This is a genomic window from Cupriavidus sp. 05T42 (assembly GCF_056396345.1).
The window spans coordinates 335,705-356,291 of record NZ_JBFTLH010000005.1 but is presented as its reverse complement, the minus strand read 5'-3'; the positions used below and the strand labels follow the sequence as shown (position 1 = coordinate 356,291).

General features: G+C 65.5%; 22 protein-coding genes and 2 tRNA genes. 13 read left to right on the top strand and 11 right to left on the bottom strand.

Features of this window, described 5'->3' with window-relative positions; genetic code table 11:
• The 6 genes from AC1EJR_RS09625 to AC1EJR_RS09600 all read right to left on the bottom strand — a co-directional run.
• Positions 1–103: transposase (locus AC1EJR_RS09625; RefSeq protein WP_477106569.1), on the bottom strand; the 103-nt coding region annotated here is incomplete at its 3' end.
• A gap of 85 nt (positions 104–188) precedes the next feature.
• Complete coding sequence (gene hemW / locus AC1EJR_RS09620) at positions 189–1,457, bottom strand: radical SAM family heme chaperone HemW (RefSeq protein WP_092292231.1); 1,269 nt, start codon at positions 1,455–1,457, stop codon at positions 189–191.
• Positions 1,454–2,068 carry an RdgB/HAM1 family non-canonical purine NTP pyrophosphatase gene (gene rdgB, locus AC1EJR_RS09615; protein ID WP_092293271.1) on the bottom strand — a complete coding sequence of 205 codons (615 nt, stop codon included), beginning with the start codon at positions 2,066–2,068 and terminating at the stop codon, positions 1,454–1,456. The genes hemW and rdgB overlap by 4 nt, the downstream gene beginning before the upstream one ends.
• A 35-nt stretch (positions 2,069–2,103) precedes the next feature.
• Positions 2,104–2,820 carry a ribonuclease PH gene (rph, locus tag AC1EJR_RS09610; RefSeq protein WP_092292233.1) on the bottom strand — a complete coding sequence of 239 codons (717 nt, stop codon included), beginning with the start codon at positions 2,818–2,820 and terminating at the stop codon, positions 2,104–2,106.
• 85 nt (positions 2,821–2,905) lie between these two features.
• Positions 2,906–3,820: a PP2C family protein-serine/threonine phosphatase gene (locus AC1EJR_RS09605; protein ID WP_092292235.1), complete on the bottom strand. Its 915-nt coding sequence runs from the start codon at positions 3,818–3,820 to the stop codon at positions 2,906–2,908.
• 59 nt (positions 3,821–3,879) lie between these two features.
• Positions 3,880–4,926: a serine/threonine protein kinase gene (locus AC1EJR_RS09600; protein ID WP_092292237.1), complete on the bottom strand. Its 1,047-nt coding sequence runs from the start codon at positions 4,924–4,926 to the stop codon at positions 3,880–3,882.
• Between the two features lie 247 nt (positions 4,927–5,173).
• Here AC1EJR_RS09600 and AC1EJR_RS09595 point away from each other — a divergent pair, with 247 nt between their 5' ends.
• The 4 genes from AC1EJR_RS09595 to AC1EJR_RS09580 all read left to right on the top strand — a co-directional run bounded on the left by AC1EJR_RS09595 (position 5,174) and on the right by AC1EJR_RS09580 (position 9,829).
• Positions 5,174–6,109: a YicC/YloC family endoribonuclease gene (locus tag AC1EJR_RS09595; protein ID WP_092292239.1), complete on the top strand. Its 936-nt coding sequence runs from the start codon at positions 5,174–5,176 to the stop codon at positions 6,107–6,109.
• A gap of 10 nt (positions 6,110–6,119) precedes the next feature.
• A complete protein-coding gene (gene gmk, locus AC1EJR_RS09590; RefSeq protein ID WP_092292241.1) occupies positions 6,120–6,794 on the top strand; it encodes a guanylate kinase in 675 nt (224 codons plus the stop codon).
• A 97-nt stretch (positions 6,795–6,891) separates the two neighbouring features.
• The gene (gene rpoZ / locus AC1EJR_RS09585) at positions 6,892–7,095 is read left to right on the top strand and encodes a DNA-directed RNA polymerase subunit omega (protein ID WP_006578656.1); all 204 of its coding nucleotides are present in this window, start codon (positions 6,892–6,894) and stop codon (positions 7,093–7,095) included.
• 316 nt (positions 7,096–7,411) lie between these two features.
• Complete coding sequence (locus AC1EJR_RS09580) at positions 7,412–9,829, top strand: RelA/SpoT family protein (RefSeq protein ID WP_092293273.1); 2,418 nt, start codon at positions 7,412–7,414, stop codon at positions 9,827–9,829.
• A gap of 3 nt (positions 9,830–9,832) precedes the next feature.
• Here AC1EJR_RS09580 and greB read toward each other — a convergent pair whose 3' ends face one another.
• Positions 9,833–10,402, bottom strand: coding sequence for a transcription elongation factor GreB (greB, locus tag AC1EJR_RS09575; protein ID WP_092292243.1), 570 nt, complete (start codon positions 10,400–10,402; stop codon positions 9,833–9,835).
• Positions 10,403–10,527: 125 nt separating this feature from the next.
• Here greB and AC1EJR_RS09570 point away from each other — a divergent pair.
• The 4 genes from AC1EJR_RS09570 to AC1EJR_RS09555 all read left to right on the top strand — a co-directional run bounded on the left by AC1EJR_RS09570 (position 10,528) and on the right by AC1EJR_RS09555 (position 11,620).
• Positions 10,528–10,604: transfer RNA gene (locus AC1EJR_RS09570), tRNA-Arg, on the top strand.
• 139 nt (positions 10,605–10,743) lie between these two features.
• Entirely contained in the window at positions 10,744–11,022 is a 279-nt protein-coding gene (locus AC1EJR_RS09565) for a hypothetical protein (RefSeq protein WP_092292245.1), read from the top strand.
• Positions 11,023–11,182: 160 nt separating this feature from the next.
• Positions 11,183–11,422: a hypothetical protein gene (locus AC1EJR_RS09560; RefSeq protein WP_477106876.1), complete on the top strand. Its 240-nt coding sequence runs from the start codon at positions 11,183–11,185 to the stop codon at positions 11,420–11,422.
• Positions 11,423–11,544: 122 nt separating this feature from the next.
• A tRNA-Met gene (locus AC1EJR_RS09555) sits at positions 11,545–11,620 on the top strand.
• A 93-nt stretch (positions 11,621–11,713) separates the two neighbouring features.
• Here AC1EJR_RS09555 and AC1EJR_RS09550 read toward each other — a convergent pair.
• Together AC1EJR_RS09550 and AC1EJR_RS09545 are read right to left on the bottom strand one after the other, a co-directional pair.
• Positions 11,714–11,977 (bottom strand): hypothetical protein, encoded by a 264-nt coding sequence (locus AC1EJR_RS09550; protein ID WP_092292249.1) that lies wholly within the window; start codon positions 11,975–11,977, stop codon positions 11,714–11,716.
• A gap of 56 nt (positions 11,978–12,033) precedes the next feature.
• Positions 12,034–12,315: a hypothetical protein gene (locus AC1EJR_RS09545; protein ID WP_092292251.1), complete on the bottom strand. Its 282-nt coding sequence runs from the start codon at positions 12,313–12,315 to the stop codon at positions 12,034–12,036.
• Between the two features lie 229 nt (positions 12,316–12,544).
• On the opposite strand from AC1EJR_RS09545, the gene AC1EJR_RS09540 reads away from it, so the two are divergent.
• The 3 genes from AC1EJR_RS09540 to lpxO all read left to right on the top strand — a co-directional run bounded on the left by AC1EJR_RS09540 (position 12,545) and on the right by lpxO (position 15,325).
• The gene (locus tag AC1EJR_RS09540; protein ID WP_092292253.1) at positions 12,545–13,960 is read left to right on the top strand and encodes a DUF2252 domain-containing protein; all 1,416 of its coding nucleotides are present in this window, start codon (positions 12,545–12,547) and stop codon (positions 13,958–13,960) included.
• 39 nt (positions 13,961–13,999) lie between these two features.
• On the top strand, positions 14,000–14,311 hold the full coding sequence (locus tag AC1EJR_RS09535) for a hypothetical protein (protein WP_092292255.1): 312 nt from the start codon (positions 14,000–14,002) through the stop codon (positions 14,309–14,311).
• A gap of 111 nt (positions 14,312–14,422) precedes the next feature.
• Positions 14,423–15,325, top strand: coding sequence for a lipid A hydroxylase LpxO (gene lpxO, locus AC1EJR_RS09530; RefSeq protein ID WP_092292257.1), 903 nt, complete (start codon positions 14,423–14,425; stop codon positions 15,323–15,325).
• Between the two features lie 24 nt (positions 15,326–15,349).
• On the opposite strand, the gene AC1EJR_RS09525 is transcribed toward lpxO, so the two are convergent.
• Positions 15,350–16,882 carry a sensor domain-containing diguanylate cyclase gene (locus tag AC1EJR_RS09525; protein ID WP_177219870.1) on the bottom strand — a complete coding sequence of 511 codons (1,533 nt, stop codon included), beginning with the start codon at positions 16,880–16,882 and terminating at the stop codon, positions 15,350–15,352.
• A gap of 90 nt (positions 16,883–16,972) precedes the next feature.
• Positions 16,973–18,421 (bottom strand): aminotransferase-like domain-containing protein, encoded by a 1,449-nt coding sequence (locus AC1EJR_RS09520; RefSeq protein WP_092292261.1) that lies wholly within the window; start codon positions 18,419–18,421, stop codon positions 16,973–16,975.
• A gap of 176 nt (positions 18,422–18,597) precedes the next feature.
• Between AC1EJR_RS09520 and AC1EJR_RS09515 the strand changes: the two genes are divergently transcribed.
• Both AC1EJR_RS09515 and AC1EJR_RS09510 read left to right on the top strand, forming a co-directional pair.
• Positions 18,598–18,981 carry a hypothetical protein gene (locus AC1EJR_RS09515; protein WP_441643860.1) on the top strand — a complete coding sequence of 128 codons (384 nt, stop codon included), beginning with the start codon at positions 18,598–18,600 and terminating at the stop codon, positions 18,979–18,981.
• The gene (locus tag AC1EJR_RS09510) at positions 18,965–20,584 is read left to right on the top strand and encodes an NAD(P)/FAD-dependent oxidoreductase (protein ID WP_477113006.1); all 1,620 of its coding nucleotides are present in this window, start codon (positions 18,965–18,967) and stop codon (positions 20,582–20,584) included. The genes AC1EJR_RS09515 and AC1EJR_RS09510 overlap by 17 nt, the downstream gene beginning before the upstream one ends.
• Positions 20,585–20,587: the final 3 nt, after the last annotated feature.

Genomic DNA, 20,587 nt, shown 5'->3' with positions numbered 1-20,587 from the left:
CGCTGTCTATTTCATGGCGTTTGGCGATCTCACCATAGCCTGCCTGACCGTCCAGGTAGCTCTGGATAACTGTCAGCCTGAACTGCTCCGAGTACCGATACATGAAAACACCCCAAAAGTTGGTGTCCAACTTTTGGGGTGCAGTTCAACATGCGTGGCTTTTTTCATTGGGGCAGGAGGGCGCCGGCTCAGTCCTTCAGGAACATCTCCTGGAGGTCGTTCAGGAAGCGCCGGCCCAGTTCGGTCGGGCGGATCGTGGCGAGGTCGGCTTCCAGCAGGCCCTTCTTCTCGGCCTCGGCCAGCGTCTTGCTGATGGTGTGCAGCGGCAGGCCGGTGTAGTCGTGAAAGCTCGATGCCGGCACGCCGTCGGTCAGCCGCAGCGCGTTGAGCATGAACTCGAACGGCAGTTCGTCGGCGCTCACATCGCGTGATTCCTGCACGGCGTTGCCGGCCATCGCCTCGCGCATGTAGGTGGCGGGGTGTTTGTGCCGCATCTGGCGCAGTACCCGGTGCGGGAACGACAGTTTGCCGTGCGCGCCCGCCCCGATGCCGAGGTAATCGCCAAAACGCCAGTAATTGAGGTTGTGCCGCGCCTCCCGGTGCGGCTTGCCGTAGGCCGAGGTCTCGTAGTGGCGGAAGCCGGCCTCGCCGGTGCGGGCGTCGATGATGTCCTGCATCTCGTAGGCGATGTCCTCGTCCGGCAGTGCGGGCGGGTACTTGGCGAACAGCGTGTTCGGCTCCAGCGTCAGGTGGTACATCGACAGGTGCGTGGTGCCATAGGCCAGCGCCGCTTCGAGGTCGCGCACGCATTCCTCCACGGTCTGGCCCGGCAGCGCGTACATCAGGTCGAGGTTCACGTTGTCAAAGCTGGCCTGCGCGATGTCGATGGCCGCGCGCGCCTCGCGCTCGCCGTGGATGCGGCCCAGCGCCTGGAGATGCCGGTCGCTGAAGCTCTGGATGCCGATCGACAGCCGGTTGATGCCGCTCGCGCGATAGCTCGCGAACCGCTCGGCCTCGAAGGTGCCGGGGTTGGCTTCCATCGTGATCTCGGCGTCGGCATCGAGCGGCAGCAGTGCGCGGATATCCGACAGCAGCCGGTCCATGCCGGCGGCGGACAGCAGGCTCGGCGTGCCCCCGCCGATGAACACCGTATGCACGGGGCGGCCCCAGACCAGCGGCAGCGATTGTTCCAGGTCGGCGCGCAGGGCGTCGAGGTAGGCGTCTTCGGGGATGTCGTGGCTGTCTTGTCCGCCGACGGTGCCCGGCGCCGCGTGCGAGTTGAAATCGCAATACGGACACTTGCGCACGCACCACGGGATGTGGACGTAGAGCGAGAGCGGCGGGGAGCCGGGCAGGGCGATCTGGCCCGGCTTGAGCCAGAGTTGCTGGTTGTCGGCGGGAGAGACGGGAGCCGAGACAGCCGGCTTGCCGCTGCTGACGGGGTGAATCGGAATCATGCGCGAACCTTCAGGCTGGCCGCCTGGAGCCGGGCCACCAGCCCCTGGAGCGCCAGCGCGCGATGGCTGATGGCGTTTTTCTCTTCCGCGCTCAGTTCGGCGGCCGTCTTGCCGATGCGCGGGAGCAGGAAATGCGGGTCATAGCCGAAACCGCCGGCGCCGCGCGGGGCATCGACCACCTCGCCGGCCCAGGTGCCTTCGGCGATGATCGGGCGCGGGTCGTCGGCATGGCGCACCAGCACCAGCACGCAGTAGTAATGCGCGTGGCGATTGAGCTTGCCGGCCAGCTGCGAGATCAGGTGCGCGTTGTTGGCTGCGTCGGACTTCGGCTTGCCCACGCTTTGCGCGTAGCGGGCCGAGTACACGCCCGGCGCGCCGTCCAGCGCGTCCACGCAGATGCCCGAGTCGTCGGCCAGCGCCGGCATGCCGGCGAGGCGGCTGGCGTGGCGCGCCTTGGCCAGCGCGTTCTCGACGAAGGTCGGATGCGGTTCCTCGGCTTCGGGAATGCCAAGGTCGCCCTGCGGCACCACGTCGATGCCAAGCGGCATCAGCAGCGCGCCGAACTCGCTCAGCTTGCCGGGATTGTTGGAGGCCAGCACAAGGCGTTGCATCGTCATCCCCTTTTGCTTTGCACGTTTCTCGTCGCTTACAGGCCGAGCGCCAGCTTCTGGTGGCGCACGAGGTCGGCAATGCCGGCTTCGGCCAGGCGCGTCATGGCGTCGAGGTCGGCGCGGCTGAACGGCACGCCTTCGGCGGTGCCCTGTACTTCGACGAAGCCGCCGCTGCCGGTCATGACCACGTTCATGTCGGTGTCACAGCTGCTGTCCTCGGCGTAGTCCAGGTCGAGCACGGGGACGCCGTCGACCATGCCCACGGAGACCGCGGCCACGAAGTCAAGAATTGGACTTTTTGCGATCAGGCCATCGGCCAGCATCTTGCTCACGGCGTCATGGGCGGCCACGAAGGCGCCGGTGATGGCGGCCGTGCGGGTGCCGCCGTCGGCCTGGAGCACGTCGCAATCGAGATGGATGGTGTACTCGCCCAGCGCGCCGAGGTCGAACACCGTGCGCATGGCGCGGCCGATCAGGCGCTGGATCTCCTGCGTGCGGCCGGTCTGCTTGCCGCGCGCGGCCTCGCGGTCGGAGCGGGTGTGCGTGGCGCGGGGCAGCATGCCGTACTCGGCCGTGACCCAGCCTTCGCCGCTGCCTTTCTTGTGCGGCGGCACCTTGGCCAGCACGCTGGCCGTGCACAGCACCTTGGTATCGCCAAAGGCACTCAGCACGGCACCTTCCGCGTGGCGGGTGTATTGGCGGGTCAGGGTGATGGGTCGCAGCGCATCGGCTGCGCGTCCGCTGGGTCGCATGGGGATCTTTCGTTGGAATCGGGTGAGACCGCGATTCTAACGCCGGCGGGCCATGCGTGCCCGCCGGAGTCCCGTGCGCGATACCTCAGCGCATGAAATTGGTGGTCTTGTCGATCGCGGCGCGGATCTCGGCAATCGACCGTTCGATCTCTTCCTCGGACAGCAGGTCGCTCTCGTTGCCCGTCCGTTCCAGGATCGACGTGGTGAAGGCGTTCAGCGGCAGGGTGTCGGTCAGCACGGCGTCGTCGTTCGGCACGGTGGCGTCGGCTTCCCACATCATGGCGATGGCTGTGGTGTTGTCGGCACCTTCGCCGGCGTTTTGAAGCGCCTGTTCGATCATGTCCGGGATGGCGTGCACCACCGACAGGCTGGTCACCCGGTCGACAATGACCTTCTCCTCCAGCGCGCCCCACAGGCCGTCCGAGCACAGCATCGCCACGTCGCCCGGTTCCAGGCGCACCGGGCCGCCGATGTCGATCAGCGGCAGGTTGGGCGAGCCGAGGCAGTTGTAGAGCTTGTTGCGCTCGGGGTGGTTGGCGACGTCCATCGGCAGCACGCGCTCCTGCTGGAGCAGGTTTTCGATCTTCGAGTGGTCCCGGGTGCGGGTGAGCAGGGTGCCCTTGCGGATCAGGTACAGGCGCGAGTCCCCGGCGTGGGCCCAGTGGATCTGGCCGTTCTGGATCAGGCAGCAGACCACGGTGGTGCGCGGCACGTCCGCCAGGCGGTTGGCTTCGGCATAGCGATGGATCTCGCGGTGCGCCAGCATGACCGTGTCCTGGAGGAAGTCCGCCGGATTGCGGATGGCCGGGCGGGCCTGGGTCTGGAACTGGCGCGCCAGCGTCTGCAGGGCTTGCTGCGCGGCGACTTCGCCCAGCGCATGGCCACCCAGGCCGTCGGCCAGCACCATCAGCAGGGCATCGCGCGTGAAGCAGTAGCCCATGCGGTCCTGGTTGATACGGCGGCCGCCTTTCCGGCTTTCCTGGTAGACGGAGAATCGCATGTTGTCGTGAGTTCGGTCAGGGTCAGCCCGGCGGGTGCGCGGGGCCGACGCGTAGTGATTTAATCGCCGCTCTGCGTCGTGGCGGTGTCGTCGCGGCGGCGCAGCAAGGTCATGAAGCGGCTCGTCGCGTTCATGCGTTCGGTAACGGGCCCAGCAGGGTTGGCTGCCGCCGCGGCGGCCGATTGCTCGCCCAGCGCGTTGCTCTGGTCGCGCAACTCCTTCTGAAGGCGGAACACGCTTTGCGGGCGCTCGGACGGCGTGAGCCGGAGGCACCATTCGACGAGGTCCACCAGCCCGTTGGTATAGGTGGCGCGCAGCCGGGAGATCGACTCGCCCATGCGGTCTTCCTTCTCGCGCTGGTTGGCCTCCTGCGGCGGCATGCCGGCCATGCAGGCGTAGAGCGTGGCGCCCAGGCTGTAGATGTCGGTCCAGGGGCCGAGGTCGCTGTGCTTGCCGTAGAGTTCGGGTGCGGCGAAACCGGGGGTGTACATCGGCTGGAAGCGGGCGGCTTCCATGGTCAGGATCTGCCGCGCGGCGCCGAAGTCGAGCAGGATCGGCGATTCGTCCTCGCGCAGGTAGATATTGCCGGGCTTGATATCCAGGTGCAGCAGCTTGTGGATATGGACTTCGCGCAGGCCGCTCATCAGGTCGTGGAACACCTTGCGGATGAACCGCTCGCGCAGCACCTTGGGCTTGCCCTGCTGCCGGGCCTGCAGGATATGCTCCTGCAGCGTCTTGCCCAGCTCGTAGTTCATGACCATGTAGACCGTGGAGTTCTCGCGGAAGAAATTCACCACGCGCACCACGCTCGGATGGGAAATGCGCGCCAGCGAGCGGCCTTCCTCGAAGAAATATTTCAGGCCCAGGCGAAACGAGGCCGCGTTCTCTTCCGGGACGACCGGAATCAGCTCGCCCGGGTTGCGGCGGGCCAGCGAGGACGGCAGGTATTCCTTGATGGCCACCGGGGCGCCGGTTTCATCGGTGGCGAGGTAGACGAAACTGAACCCCCCGCTGGCCAACTTCTTTACAATACGGTAGTTGGCCAGCAGCGTGCCGATGGGCAGCGGCGCACTCTTGGGTTGGTTAGCGCCCTTGGACTCTGTCATAGGATTCGGGACCTCATTTGCTCCCGGATTCTCCCGGCTAATCGATCACTTGTAAAGAAAACATTAGCGGGGACTGTTGCCAAAAATCCGCGTTTTCCAACCGGATTTTTCGTTGATTTTCTGCCCGGCCGGCGCGCTGCCGGCGCCCCCGCCCCGGTGCTGGCTTTGCGCGCCCCGGCGGGCGCGATAACCGCTCCGATTTACCCGTATTTCGACCCTTTCCGACTCTTACGCGAGATAACCGACAATGATCCACAGCATGACAGGGTATGGCCTGGCGACGCGCCAGGCGCCGCTGACAAACGCCAAGGGCGAGCCCAGCGGCCGGACCGCATCGGTTTCGGTGGAATTCCGGACTGTCAATTCGCGTTTTCTCGACCTGTTGTTCCGCGCCCCCGAGGAATGTCGCGCGTTCGAGCCCGCCCTGCGCGAGATGCTCATGGGCGAGCTGTCGCGCGGCAAGCTGGAATGCCGTATCAACCTGCAGCGCACCGATACCGGCGGCGCCACGCTGGCGCTGAACCAGGGCTTGCTGGACCAGATCCGCGCGCTGGAGTCCACCGTGGCCGCCACCTTCAGCGGCGCCGGTTCGCTGCGCATGGGCGAGATCCTGCGCTGGCCCGGCGTGCTGGTCGAGCCGGAACTGTCGCAGGAATCCCTGCGCGAGGCCGTCACGGGTGCCGCCCGTGAGGCGTTGAACCAGTTGCTGGAAGCGCGCCGGCGCGAGGGCGAGGCCCTCAAGGCCACGCTGATGGAGCGCATCGACGCGATGCTGGCCATCGTCGAGCGCCTGACGCCGACCATCCCCCAACTGATCGCCCATCATCAGGAAAAGCTGACCGAGCGCCTCCAGGAGGCGTTCAACCTGGCCGCGCCGTCCGGCATGCCGTCGATGAGCCGCGACGAGATCGGCGAGCGCATTCGCCAGGAAGCCACGGTGTACGGCATCCGCATCGATATTGCCGAGGAACTGTCGCGCCTGCAGGCCCACCTCAACGAAACGCGGCATATCCTGAAGAAGGGTGGGCAGGTCGGCAAGCGGCTCGACTTCATGATGCAGGAGCTGAACCGCGAGGCGAACACGCTCGGCTCGAAGGCCGCCGCCAAGGAGTTGGCCGATGCGTCGATGGAGCTCAAGCTGCTGATCGAGCAGATGCGCGAACAGATCCAGAATCTCGAATAAGTCCTAAACCATGAGTGAAACGTCCCACACCGCGTCCCAGTCCGCGCCGCACGTCGCCATCGACACCGCCTACCCCGGCAACCTGTTCATGGTGGTGGCCCCGTCCGGGGCCGGCAAGTCCACGCTGGTGAACAAGCTGCTGTCGCAGGATTCGGCCATCCGCCTGTCGATCTCGCACACCACGCGCAAGCCGCGCCCGGGCGAGCAAAACGGCCGCGAGTACCATTTCACGACCGTGGACGAGTTCCGCGTCGCGCGCGACCGGGGAGAATTCCTGGAATGGGCCGAGGTGCATGGCAATTACTACGCCACGTCCCAGGTCTGGATCGAGCAGCAGATGGCCCAGGGCAACGACGTGCTGCTCGAAATCGACTGGCAGGGCGCCCAGCAGGTGCACAAGCGGTTCTCGAACGCGGTGGAGATCTTCATCCTGCCGCCGTCGCTGACCGCGCTCGAGGAGCGGCTCAAGAAACGCGGCCAGGACGAGCCGAACGTGATCGTGCGCCGCCTGCTGGCCGCGGGCAGCGAAATGTCGCATGCGTCGGAATCGGATTACGTCATCATCAACGAGGTGTTCGATGACGCGCTGGCGCAGCTGAAAGACGTCGTCCGTGCCACCCGTCTGCGCTTTTCGTCGCAGAAGGCACGTCACAACGAGCTGTTCATCGAGCTGGGCATTCACTGACCGAAGGTCGGTGCCCAAGGGTCGGCCGGAACGTTTTCGGCCGCGTGCTGTAAAATGACGGCCTGTCGAACAGGTTTTGTCTCAAGGTGGATTCAATATGGCGCGTATTACCGTCGAAGATTGTCTGAAACACATCCCGAACCGCTTTGAGCTTGCGCTCGCCGCGACGTATCGGGCACGCCAGCTGGTGCAGGGCCACACGCCCAAGGTTGAGGCCAAGGACAAGCCCACCGTGGTGGCGCTGCGCGAGATCGCGTCCGGTCAGGTCGGCATCGAGATGCTGAAGAAGGTACCGACCTGATTGCCAGGGCGGCCTGTGGTGCATCGTTGTCTCGCGTACGTGCGGATTCAGCCGCGCATTCGTCCGGATTCCAGGGGCCGCCCCCATGTCTTCATCGTCGTCCAAGTCCGCGATCCATCCCGCGATCGTCCTGCCGGGTCCGCCCGGCGTACGGACGGACGGCGAACGGCCGGCACCGGGCCCCGTTGCCGCCGCCAGCGTGGCCCCGGGCGCCCCTTTGCCTGCCACGCCCTCCGCACTGCCGGTGTCGGTCGGCTTGCCGCCTGCGCCGCCGGGTTCACCCGGGGGTAGGCGCACCATGTCTGGCCAGATGCCGATGACCGCCCGAACCGGCGCCCCGAACCTGCCCGATCCGCTCGGCGACAACGTCGTCGGGGAACGGTCTGTCGTGCCGCCGCTGCAAGGCAAGTCACGTGCTGGGTTGGCCAACGACCTCGTGGCCGAGCCCATCGAGGGCACCCTGCCTGCCGCGCCGGCGGGCGAATTGTTCATCGACGCAGTGCTGGCGCAGTCATACCGGCACTTCTTCGGTCCGACCTCGCAGCCGGCCGTCCCGCCGCGCCAGCAGGTCATCTCCATCTCCCGGCTGATGGAGACGCTCACCTACCTGAAGCCCGCCGATCAGGCGCTGGTGCGCGAAGCCTTCCAGTTTTCCGACGAAGCCCACCTGGGCCAGTACCGCCAGAGCGGCGAGCCGTACATCACCCACCCGGTGGCGGTGGCGGAACTGTGCGCGGACTGGAAGCTGGACGTCCAGTCGATCATGGCCGCGCTGCTCCATGACGTGATGGAGGACCAGGGCATCACCAAGAGCGAACTGGCCGAGAAATTCGGTCCCAAGGTCGCGGAACTGGTGGATGGCCTGACCAAGTTGGACAAGCTCGAATTCCAGAGCCGCGAGCAGGCGCAGGCGGAAAGCTTCCGCAAGATGCTGCTGGCGATGGCGCGCGATGTGCGGGTGATCCTGGTCAAGCTGGCCGATCGCACGCACAACATGCGGACGCTCGATTTCGTGCCGCCCGAGAAGCGGCGCCGGATCGCGCTCGAAACCATGGAGATCTACGCGCCGATCGCGCATCGGCTGGGTCTCAACACGATTTACCGCGAGCTCCAGGAACTGTCGTTCAAGGTGGGCTCGCCGTTCCGCTACGCTACGCTCGAGAAGGCCGTCAAGGCCGCGCGCGGCAACCGGCGCGAGGTGGTCAAGCGCATCCTGGAAGCCGCCGAGCGCGCGCTGGCCGACGCCGGCATCGTGGCCGAGCTGTCCGGGCGCGAAAAGACGCTGTACAGCATCTATCGCAAGATGCACGACAAGCAGCTGTCGTTCTCGCAGGTGCTGGACGTCTACGGCTTCCGCGTGGTCGTGGAAACGCAGATGCACTGCTACATGGCGATGGGCGCGCTGCACAGCTTGTACAAGCCGATGCCGGGCAAGTTCAAGGACTACATCGCAATTCCGAAGATCAACGGCTACCAGTCGCTCCACACGACGCTGGTGGGCCCGTTCGGCACGCCGGTGGAGTTCCAGATCCGCACGCGCGGCATGCACCAGATTGCCGAGGCCGGCGTGGCTGCGCACTGGATGTACAAGCACCAGGCCGATCACGCCAACGATATCCAGCAGCAGGCGCACCAGTGGCTCCAGTCGCTGCTGGACATCCAGAGCCAGACCGGCGACTCGCAGGAGTTCCTGGAGCACGTCAAGATCGACCTGTTCCCGGACGCGGTCTACGTGTTCACGCCGAAGGGCCATATCCGCGCGCTGCCACGCGGCGCCACCGCGCTGGACTTCGCCTACGCGGTGCACAGCGACCTCGGCAACCAGTGCGTGGCGGTCAAGATCAACAACGAGTTGTTGCCGCTGCGTACCGAGCTGAAGAGCGGCGATATCGTCGAGGTGGTCACGGCGCCGTACTCGAAGCCAAATCCGGCGTGGCTCGCCTTCGTCCGCACGGGCAAGGCGCGCGCGGCGATCCGACATTACCTGAAGACGACCAAGCTCGACGAGGCCATCCAGCTGGGCGAACGCCTGCTGGAGCAGTCGGCGCGCCAGCTTGGCATCGAGCTCAAGGCGGTGCCGCAGGCGGTCTGGGATCGCATGATCCAGTGGACCGGCAACAAGCACAAGGAAGACATCTTCGCCGACCTGGCGCTCGGCCGCCGCGTGCCGGCGGTGGTGGCGCGGCGCATGGAGATCCTGCTGCAGGAGCTGTCCGGCGACGTCGACAGCGCGCTGCTGGCTGCCGTGCAGACCTTCGCGGGCGAGGAAGCGCCGGCCGTGCCGATTACCGGCGACGAAGGCATGTCGATGATCTTCTCGGCCTGCTGCCGGCCGATTCCCGGCGATTCGATCGTCGGCTATCTCGGCAAGGGCGAGGGGTTGCAGATCCACGTGCAGGATTGCAAGGTGGCCAAGCGGCTGCACAGCAAGGACCCGGAGCACTGGATCGAGGTCATGTGGGCCAAGAAGACGACCCGCGCCTTCGACGTGTCGATCAAGGTCATGGTGCGCAACGTGAAGGGCATCGTGGCGCGCGTGGCCGCGGACCTGACCGCCGCCGACGCCAACGTGGCCCACGTGGCCATGGAGCAGCAGCAGGGCGGCCACCAGGAAGCCACGTACATGCAGTTCGTGATCCAGGTCCAGAACCGCCTGCACCTGGCCAACGTGATGCGCGGGCTGCGGCGCAACCCGGACGTGATCCGGATCTTCCGCGACCGCAACGACGGCTGACGCCTAGTTCACCGCGCCCTTCGCCGGGTAACGGACTTCCAATATATCGATCTGTTCCATCCCGGCCGGCGTGCGCAGCGGCACGGTGTCGCCCTCGCGCGCCTTGATCAGTGCCTTGGCGATCGGCGAAATCCAGCTCACATGGTTGTTGTCGAGGTCCACCTCGTCCATGCCGACGATGGTGATCGTGGTTTCGTCGCCGGACTGGTTCGCATAGGTGACCGTGGCGCCGAAGAAGACCTGGTCGTTGTCGCCCTGCAGCGAGGGGTCGACGACTTCGGCCTTGTCGAGCCGGCGCGTGAGAAAGCGGATGCGGCGATCGATCTCGCGCAGCCGCTTCTTGCCATAGAGATAGTCCCCGTTCTCGGAGCGGTCGCCGTTGGAGGCGGCCCAGGAGACGATCTGCACCACCTCGGGACGGTCCACGTCGATCAGGTGCATCAGCTCGTCGCGCAGGCGGTTGTAACCCGTGGCGGTAATGTAGTTCTTGGTGCCGGCAGGCACCGGCGTGGCGCCCTCGGGCAGGTCGTCGTCATCATCGTCCGACGACTCTTTGACAAAAGCCTTGTTCATGGTCCGGATCACTTCTTCGGGTAGTCATTATAGGAAGTTGCGCGGCCGGAGCGCGCCGGGCGAAAAAAATGCGGCGTAGGGGGTTCACAAAATTGAAAACTTCTATATAATCTCATTTCTCGAGTGCGGCTGTAGCTCAGTTGGATAGAGTACTTGGCTACGAACCAAGGGGTCGTGGGTTCGAATCCTGCCAGCCGCACCACCTATCGAGTCAAAAAGGGCTTCCGGAAACGGAAGCCCTTTTTGCATTCCCTCCCCGCATTTCCCTTCCCTCCCGGAACACTCCGCCCGCATACCGCTCAAACCTGCATCGGTCCTTGTCGATCGCACGGAGAACGCGCATGAACCAGGATGAATGGCGGGTAGAGGGCTATCGGGGCATGGATGCCTACGTGCTGCTGTCGTCGCATCGGCAGGCCGTGGCTGGCAGCGTGTCTGATACGGAAACGTACGGCTACGAGGTGCGCATCGCGCAGGAGGGTGTCGATCCCTCCGATACCGGCGATACGGAGATCCTCTCCAGCGGCGGCCACGAATTTGCCACGCGGCACGCTGCCGAAGTGGCGGCTTTCAGTGCCGCCTATGCACTCATCGACAAACTTTTAGGACCGGTCAGATAGACAGCAAAGTTCCTTGCGGGTAGCGCAATGACGTATGTCACGGCGTGACCTGCCTGTCGGGGCGGAACTTGATCTTGATCATTTTTGATCGGTGGGGTGGCACCTAGGCTGGATGTGGAGCGCGATGTTCGCGCCTTGCAGCAGACCGGAGGTAGCCACCATGTCCGAGTATGAAGGATTCAAGATCGTCTACGAGGTGATCCATTTGCCGAAGGGCAAGTGGGGGATCCTGATCGAGATCATCCGGCGCGTGGACGGCGAAATCCTGATGGCTCGCCACAATCCTTTTCCGAGCCATCCTTTCGATACGAAGCTCGAGGCGCTCGAGCATGTGAACCGCTACATCGCTTCGACGCTCGATGATCTCGATGACGCGCACACGGTGCGGCGGATCGCATGATCCGCATCGGTGATGCACAAAAAGAAAACGCCCTTCGCGGGCGTGTTCTTCTTCACGGTGCAGAAAGTGGAAATAGTGTTTGCCTTATGCGGGACGATCCCCCATAATCCATCTCCTTCGGACGCGGGGTGGAGCAGTTGGCAGCTCGTCGGGCTCATAACCCGAAGGTCGCAGGTTCAAGTCCTGCCCCCGCAACCAACACCTCTGAAGCCCTCTTCAAAAACCTCTGCCGATCACGGCAGAGCGTTCCTGGCAGTACTTTCCAAAGTTCGTAATTTCAACGCCTGACGCTTACGCGTGCACCAGCGACGCCGCCTTCGCGAACGTATCGCGCACTTGCGGCTGGCCTTCGCGCTCCGCCGCCTCGGCACGATCGGTGAGGCGGCCCTTGAGCACGGCGATATTGCCGCCGCCGCCCAGCTTGGTCGATGCATCGCGCATCAGTTGCGTGAGTTCCTGCGTCACGTCAGCACCATCGAAGGCGCTGACCGACAGCGCGGACACGCGCTCCAGAAAATTGTTGACCAGCGCTTCATCATGTTGCGGTTCGGGCATGGCTGCTCCTTGTCGAACGATTGAGAGAGGCGATGTGAGACGCAGGGCCGGCGGGATCAGGACCGGGGCAGTTGCGGCGTGATGCGCCGTCGGGCGGGCTTCAGCGCCCGCGTGGGCCAGAGCACGTAGTTCGTATGCGGGTCCATCGGCTTGCCGAAGTACGAGACCCACACCTGCACGCCTTGTTCGGTTTCGGAAACGATCGCGGCCACGGCACGGGCGGCGACGGAAGGGGACTTGAGCAGGTCGGCCAGGGCTTCCACGCCCTGGACCACATGGTGCTTCACCCCCCTGAACCACACGTACTGACGCATGGCTGCAAGAAAATTCTTTGTCATGGACTCGACGGTTCCTTGTTGTAGTGCTGCGAGATGAGACCCAAGCTTACACGCTTAGTTGTGACACCTTTGTAGGGAGGCGTCTGATTTTTCCGCAAAGGCACGGCCGAATGTGATGCATGCGACGTGCGCTGCCAAATTGACATTGGGCGACGCTTGTCTTAGCTTCGTTACATACTCTGCACATCGCTGTTTCCTGAATCGTTGTCCCGGCCCAAGGCATGGAGGCATGGTGGAACATGTAGCGGATCTGAACGAACGGCGCGCCCGTGGCAAGGCGCTGCGCCAACTGGTGCCGCGACGGACACACGCAGCGGTCGGCAACGTGGATCGGGACCCGATTCCGCTACTCGAGACCAGCAGCGCTGGCCGGGTGGAGCGGCTGGTGCCCTTGCGCTACGGGCGCATGATCCAGTCCCCGTTTACATTTTTCCGAGGCAGCGCGATCGTCCAGGCGCACGACCTTGCGGGTACGCCGGCCTCGGGCATGACCATCCAGATCTGCGGCGACTGCCACCTCTCGAATTTCGGCGGGTTTGCCACGCCCGAGCGCGCGCTGCTGTTCGATGTGAACGATTTCGACGAGACCAGTCCAGGCCCGTGGGAGTGGGACCTGAAGCGGCTCACCGCGAGCATGGTCGTCGCCGCGCGCCACCTGCGTCACGGCAAGACTGCCGCCGACAATATGGTCTGCGAAGTGGTCAACAGCTATCGCGACCGCATGGCCATGTATGCGGAAATGGGCGTGCTGGAAACCTGGTACGACCGCATTACGTTCGACCGCCTGCTGGCCGAGGCACTCAACCCCACGGCCCAGAAGGAGATCCGCCGCGCGATGGAGCGTGCCGCCACGCGTACGCATGAGACCCTGCTGCCGAAGCTGAGCGCGCGCTCAGGGCACCGCTGGCGCATCCTGGACGCCCCGCCGGCCGTCTTCCATATCCGGGGCGAGCAAACGCTGTTCACGAAGGACGACGACTGGCTGAAGAAGAGCGTCGATGCCGACGTGATCGCCAAGTGCTTCAGCGATTACACCTCCACGCTGGCCGCCGATCGCCGCGAACTGCTCTCGCATTTCATCTCCCAGGACATCGCCTTCAAGGTGGTGGGCGTGGGCAGCGTGGGCACGCGCTGCCTGATCCAGCTACTCACGGACAGCCATGACAAGCCGCTGTTCCTCCAGTTCAAGGAGGCCACGCAATCGGTGGTGGCGCGTTATTTCAAGTCCCCGGCGGTGACGCACGAGGGCCGGCGCGTGGTGGAAGGGCAGCGCCTGATGCAGGCCGCCAGCGACCTGTTCCTGGGTTGGACCAAGGGGCCCTCCGGCCGCCACTTCTACGCCCGGCAGTTGCGCGACATGAAATTCTCGGCCGAGATCGAACTGATGGATGCCGAACTGCTGACCGGCTACGGGCGCGTGTGCGGCCGGGCGCTGGCCCGCGCGCATGCCAAGGCGAGCAACCTGGCGCCGGAGATCAGCGGCTACCTGGGCACCAGCGACGCCATGGCCGAGGCGCTGGTGGGCTACGCCAACGCCTATGCCGACCAGGTGGACCGCGACTACGAGGCCTTCGCCGCAGCATGCCGGTCGGGGCGGCTCGCCGCGCGTACCGATGCCGACATGGCTGCCGATTTCCAGGTTTGATGCCCGCGTAAAATCAGAATCGTCCTAAGGAGTTTGCCGATGACCGAGGATATGCTGCTGCAACTGATGGTGGAGGTGGAGCGTGCGGACCCCATCGACTACGCCAACCTGCCGTTCGACGATGACGCGCTGCGGGCGCTCGCCTGCAAGCTGATCGCCGAACGATCGACGGAACTGGAGCTGTCGGGGATGTCGCAGGAAGCGCTGTTGGCGACACTCTGGGCGTCCACGGCCAAGCTCGTGCTCGAGAACATCGTGCTCAACGCGCGGCTGCTGACCTTGCAGGGATTGCCCGACGACGCCAAGGCGCTGATCGACCGTATCGCCCGCCAGTCGCGCGGTGGGGCGTGAATCCTCCAGCGATAAAAAGCGGCCCGTGCATCACACGATGCGCGGGGGCCGGCGTTTGGATAAAATACCGGCTTCAATCGGGCCTGGGCCTGATTTCTGGAGGTTTTACGCGTGATCAAGTGGATTATCGTCGCTGCATATCTGGGTGCCATCCTGTATGTGCATTTCCGCGGCAAGGTGCGACTGCCGTTCATGCGCCAGTTGCTCGACCACTCCGCGCTGGTGGCGCCGGTCAACTGCTTCATGTACATGTTCTCGGGCGTGCCGCGCACGCCGTACATTGGCGTCGAGCGGTTCCCGGACCTGGAGAAGCTGCGCGCTGCATGGCCGCAGATTCGTGACGAGGGCCTGGCCCTGGTCGCGATGCGCAAGATCAAGGCCGCCGACAAGAATGACGACGCCGGCTTCAACTCGTTCTTCAAGTACGGCTGGAAGCGTTTCTACCTGAAATGGTACGAGGCGCAGCACCCGTCCGCCGAGACGTTGTGCCCGAAGACCGTGGCGCTGCTGCGCGAACTGCCGACGGTGAAGGCGGCGATGTTTGCCGAGCTGCCGCCGGGCGGCAAGCTGAACCCGCACCGCGACCCGTTTGCCGGCTCGCTGCGCTATCACCTGGGACTGTCCACGCCGAACGACGACCGCTGCTTCATCGAGGTGGACGGCGAGCGCCATAGCTGGCGCGATGGCCACGGCGTGGTGTTCGACGAAACCTACCTGCACTGGGCCGAGAACCGCAGCGACAAGGATCGCCTGATCCTGTTCTGCGACATCGAGCGTCCGATGCGCTATCGCTGGACCGCCGCGGTCAACCACTGGTTGGGCCGCAAGGTGATGACGGCCGCCAGCTCGCCGAACGAGGAATCCGACCAGACCGGCGCCATCAACAAGCTGTTCCGCTTCGTCTGGCTGGGCGGTCAGTACCGCCGCCGCTTCAAGTCCTGGAACAAGAACGTCTACTACGTGACCAAGTTCGGGCTGATCCTCGGCGGCGTCGCGCTGATTGTTTTCCTCTGATTTTTGCGATCGATTTCCCGATAGTCAGGGCTCGGCGGCACCCGTCCGCCGACGCTCGGCGCCCACGGCCTCGTAGTGCGCACGCTTGTCCTCGTACATGCGGCTGTCGGCCAGCTTGACCGTATCGGTCAGCCGGTCGCCCTGCGTGCACGTGGCGGCGCCAATCGAAAACGACAGCCGCGCACCCGGATAGAACTGGTTGTTCAGCTCCACCACCTGCTGGATCTGATCGACTACCGTGGCCGCGCCGCGTTCGTCGTTGCCGGGTAGCAAAACCATGAATTCATCGCCGCCGATGCGGGCCACGCAGGCCTGCTCGCCCACGGCTTTCTTGAGCACCTCGCCCGTGCGGCGCAGCAGCGCGTCGCCGTCGCCGTGGCCGTACTGGTCGTTGACCTGCTTCAGGCCATTGAGGTCCACCGCCACCACGCTGACCGGCCACGGCCCCTTGCGGCCCAGGCGCGCCAGTTCATCCTCGTAATACGCGCGGTTGTAGAGCTTGGTCAGCACGTCGTGCTTGCCCAGGAACTCGACGTAGGCCTCGGCCTTCTTGCGCGCGGTGATGTCGGTCAGCGACACCAACACCTGATCCCAGTCCGCCTCCCGGCCCGGGAAGACCGACCACTGCATGAATACGTCCACCGAGCGGCCATCGAGCGCGTAGTTGATAACTTCGCGCTGCTGCCAGAGCTTTTCGTGCCAGAGGTCGATCAGTTGCTCGGCGAAGTGGATGCGCATGTCGTCGCGGAACACGTCGCCCAGCCGGGACAGCAGGATGTCCTTGCTCGGCGCGGCGAACATCGTCAGCGTCTGCTGGTTGACGTCGAGCACGCGGATCTCCTGCATGCAGCGCGAGACGAAGTCCGGGTGCACATTCAGAAAAGTCCGAAAATCGGTGATGCCGGCCGCGCGCACCTCGTCCAGCAGCATCTTCACCGCGCTGAAGTCCTCCACCCAGAGCGAGACCGGCGAGTGTTCGAACAGTCCCTGAGCGTATTGCTGGCTGCGGCGCAGGTCGCGCTCGCTGCGCACGCGCGTGGTGATGTCCTCGATCGACAACAGCACGCGCGACCAGTCCTGCTCGTGGCCCGGCATGACCGTGGCGTCGAGCCGGATGTCGAGCCGTTCGCCGTCGAGCGTGTAGTTGACGGTCTGGCTGGCGAAGTGCCGGCCGCCGTCCCAGAGCTGGCCAAGTTCCTCGACGTGCTGGTCGAACATGTCGTCACGGAACACGGTGTCGAGGTTGGCGACGAGGTCCGCCAGGTCGGCGGCGCGGAAGAGGTCGAGCGTGCGGCGATTGACGTCGAGCACGCGGATCAGGGCCGAGCAGCGCGCCACTTCGGCCGGGCGCTCGCGCAGATAGGCGCGCAGGTCGGTGACCCCGTCCGCGCGCAGTTGATCGAAGGCCAGCCGCACGGCGCTGAAGTCCTCGAGCCAGAGCGAGACAGGCGCGAGCTGAAACAGCGTTTGATAATCGTCGTCGAGCCGCGAAGCGGCGGGTGCACTGCCCAAGTTTGCTCTCCCTGGTTCTGGTAGTCGGTGTCCGCGCACAAGCATAGGCGAGGGCGCCGCCATTTTGGGACAAATCCTAGCGGAAGTCTCGCAAGAACGGTGCCGGGCGCGGGGGAGCGGGAGGGCAGGGCGGCGTCAGGGTGCCAGCCGACGCACCACGCCGGCCACCGTTTCCAACGCGCGTTCGAGCGCCGGCTCGCGCGGATTGCCGCAGTTGAGCCGCAGATAGTGATCGAAGCGGTTCGAATTCGAGAACATCGAGCCAGGCATGACTCGGATGCCATGGGTCAATACCTCCTCGAAGACGGCTTCGGACGACATCCCGGCCGGCAACTCTATCCACAGGTGCAGCCCGCCGCGCGGCAGCGTGAGCCGCGTGCCGGCCGGAAAGCTGCCCGCCACAGCCTGCGCCATCCATTCGCGCTGGATGCGCAACTGCTCGCGCAGGCGGCGCAGATGGCGCTCGAACGCGCCGGTGCCCATGAAATCGGCCACGGCGATCTGCGCGAGCATCTCGTTGGGGCGCGACAGGCCGAACTTGAGCATCTCCACGCGCGCCTGCCACTTGCCGGCGGCGATCCAGCCCAGCCGCATGCCCGGTGCCAGCACCTTGTGGAGCGAGGCGCAGTGGATCACGTTGCCCGTTGTATCCCACGTCTTGGCCGCCGCGAGCGGGGTCTCGCCCTCGTAGGTGGCGGCGCAGCTATCGTCCTCGATCAGCGTGATGCCGCGCGCCTCGCACCACGCCACCAGGCGCTGCTTGTGCGCGTCGGGCATGACGCAGCCGAGCGGGTTCTGCAGATTCGGCACCACGGCCACGGCCTTGATGTTGTCGTAGGTCTGCGCGGCCAGTTCCAGCGCCTCCAGCGAGATGCCGGTCTGCGGGCTGCACGGGATTTCGAGCGCGCGCATGCCCAGGCTCTCGAGAATCTGCAACAAACCGTAATACGTGGGCGATTCCACGGCGATGACATCGCCAGGCTTGGCCACGGCGCGCAGGGCGAGGTTCAGCGCCTCGGTGCAGCCGTGGGTGACGACGACGTCCTCAGGCGCGAGCTGGATCCGCGAGCGCAGCGCGTGCCGGGCGAGTGCGGCGCGCAGGGACGGGTGGCCGTCCGCCTCGGCTGCGGTGCCGAAGAGATCGGGATAGCGCCGCAGCGCGCGAGCCGTGGCGGTGCGCAGCGCAGCGGTGGGGTAGAGCGAGGGCGCGCCGCACGCGCCGCCAAAGTTGATCTTGATATCGCGATGCTGGCCGCGCGCGAGGATGGCCGAGATGCGCTGATGGATGCCGACGTATTGCGCCGGGTCAGGCAGGCCGGCGGCCGGTTCCTCGATCTGCGCCAGCGCCGGGCGCGACGGCGCGCGCACGAAGTAGCCCGAGCGCGGCCGCGCTTCGAGCAGGCCCGCGGTTTCCAGCTCCCGGCACGCCTGGAGCGCCGTGGACAGGCTCACCTCATGCAGCCCCATCAGCGACCGCACCGACGGCATGCGGTCGCCCACGGCCAGCGTGCCGGCGGCGATGGCCTGCCGGTAGTGGCCGGCCACCTGTTGATAAAGGGGGAGGGAGGGGTGCGTGGCAGTCATGGCGCGATCATCGCCCACGGGGCGCGGGCACAACAGATACAGATGAAGGGTGTCTGTATCGTAACAGAGCCGGACTGTGCGATCTGTTCTGGTCGCACCCGCAATCCCTTGTGCCTGTTGGCTTGGCGGGTCGCCGGATAGGCTGGAAACCTGATTCTGGACCCCGGAGCGCGATCATGTCCCAAGCGAAATTTTCGACCGAAACCTACCAGTTGGCCGCCGGTCAGTGGCTCAAGCTGCACCTGAAGCCCGGCGCCGTGGTGCACCTCGCATCCGGTCGCCTGACCGTGGCGGGCCCGCCAACCTGGCTGGCCGAGACGGTTAGCCGGCCTGCCGCCACGCTCACGCCCGGCGCGGTGTACATCGCCGGCATCGCCGGCTGGACCACGCTGGCGGCCCACGGCGCGGCAACCCTGCACATCATGCAGCCGTCGCCGCCCCCGGGATGGTGGCGACTGATAAAATCCCGCTTCGGCCGATCTGGCCTCCTGCTGGGTAACGCCCGGCCACCAGACACCAAGGCCGCTGAAATACCCGTTCCCCATGCTACGTCTAAGTGAAGTCAAACTCCCGCTCGACCATACCGAGAGCGACCTGGAGGCAGCCGTGCGCAGCCACCTCGCGCAGATCGGTGTCAAAGGCGACGGGATGGTCGCGTTCACCGTCTTCCGCCGCGCGCACGATGCCCGCAAACGCGCCGATATCAAGCTGACCTACATCGTCGATATCGAAGTCCGCGACGAGGCCGCCCCCCTCCAGCGCATGGCCGGCAAGCCCAACTGGAGCGTGACGCCCGACATGACGTACCGCTTCGTGGCACAGGCCCCGGCGGGCGGGCCGACGCTGCGCCCGGTGGTGATCGGCCTGGGTCCGTGCGGGCTGCTGGCGGGCCTGCTGCTGGCGCAGATGGGCTTCCGCCCGATCATCCTCGAGCGCGGCAAGGAAGTGCGCGAGCGCACCAAGGACACTTTCGGCCTGTGGCGCAAGAGCGTGCTCAATCCCGAGTCGAACGTGCAGTTTGGCGAAGGCGGCGCGGGCACGTTCTCGGACGGCAAGCTCTACAGCCAGATCAAGGACCCCCGCCACTACGGTCGCAAGGTGCTCGATGAATTTGTGCGCGCGGGCGCACCCGAGGACATCCTCTTCAAGGCGCGGCCCCACATCGGCACATTCCGGCTGGTGAGCATGGTGGAGAAGATGCGCGCCGAGATGCTGTCGCTGGGCGCCGAAATCCGCTTCGAGACGCGCGTGGACGACATCGACATCGAGAACGGCCAGGTGCGCGGGCTCAAGCTCTCCACCGGCGACTACCTCGAGTGCGACCACGTGGTGCTGGCCGTGGGCCACAGCGCGCGCGACACCTTCCACATGCTGCACGACCGCGGCGTGTTCATGGAGGCCAAGCCGTTCTCGCTGGGCTTCCGCATCGAGCATCCGCAGGGGCTGATCAACCGCAGCCGCTTCGGCAAGTTCGCTGGCAACAAGCTGCTGGGCGCGGCGGACTACAAGGTGGTGCACCACGCCAGCAATGGGCGCGCGGTGTACAGCTTCTGCATGTGCCCGGGCGGCACGGTGGTGGCGGCGGCGTCCGAGCCGGGCCGGCTGGTGACCAACGGCATGAGCCAGTACTACCGGGCCGAGCGCAACGCCAACGCCGGCATCGTGGTGGGTATCACGCCGGAGGTCGATTTCCCGGGTGGCCCGCTGGCCGGCATCGCCCTCCAGCGTCACTGGGAGGAGCGTGCCTTCGTGCTCGGCGGCAGCGACTACCGCGCGCCGGGCCAGCTGGTGGGGGATTTCATCGCGGGACGGCCGTCCACGGCGCTCGGCTCGGTCGAGCCCTCGTACAAGCCGGGCGTGACGCCGACGGACCTCAGCACGGCGCTGCCGGACTATGTGATTGACGCGATCCGCGAGGCGCTGCCGGAACTCGACAAGAAGATTGCCGGGTTTGCGATGCACGACGCCGTGCTGACCGGGGTGGAGACGCGCACGTCGTCGCCGCTGCGGATCCGGCGCAATAACGACGACTACCAGAGCATCAATGTGAAGGGGCTGTACCCGGCGGGCGAGGGCGCCGGCTATGCGGGCGGGATCTACTCGGCCGCCATCGACGGTATCGAGGTGGCCGAAGCCGTGGCGCTCGACATCGCCAACAGCTAGCCG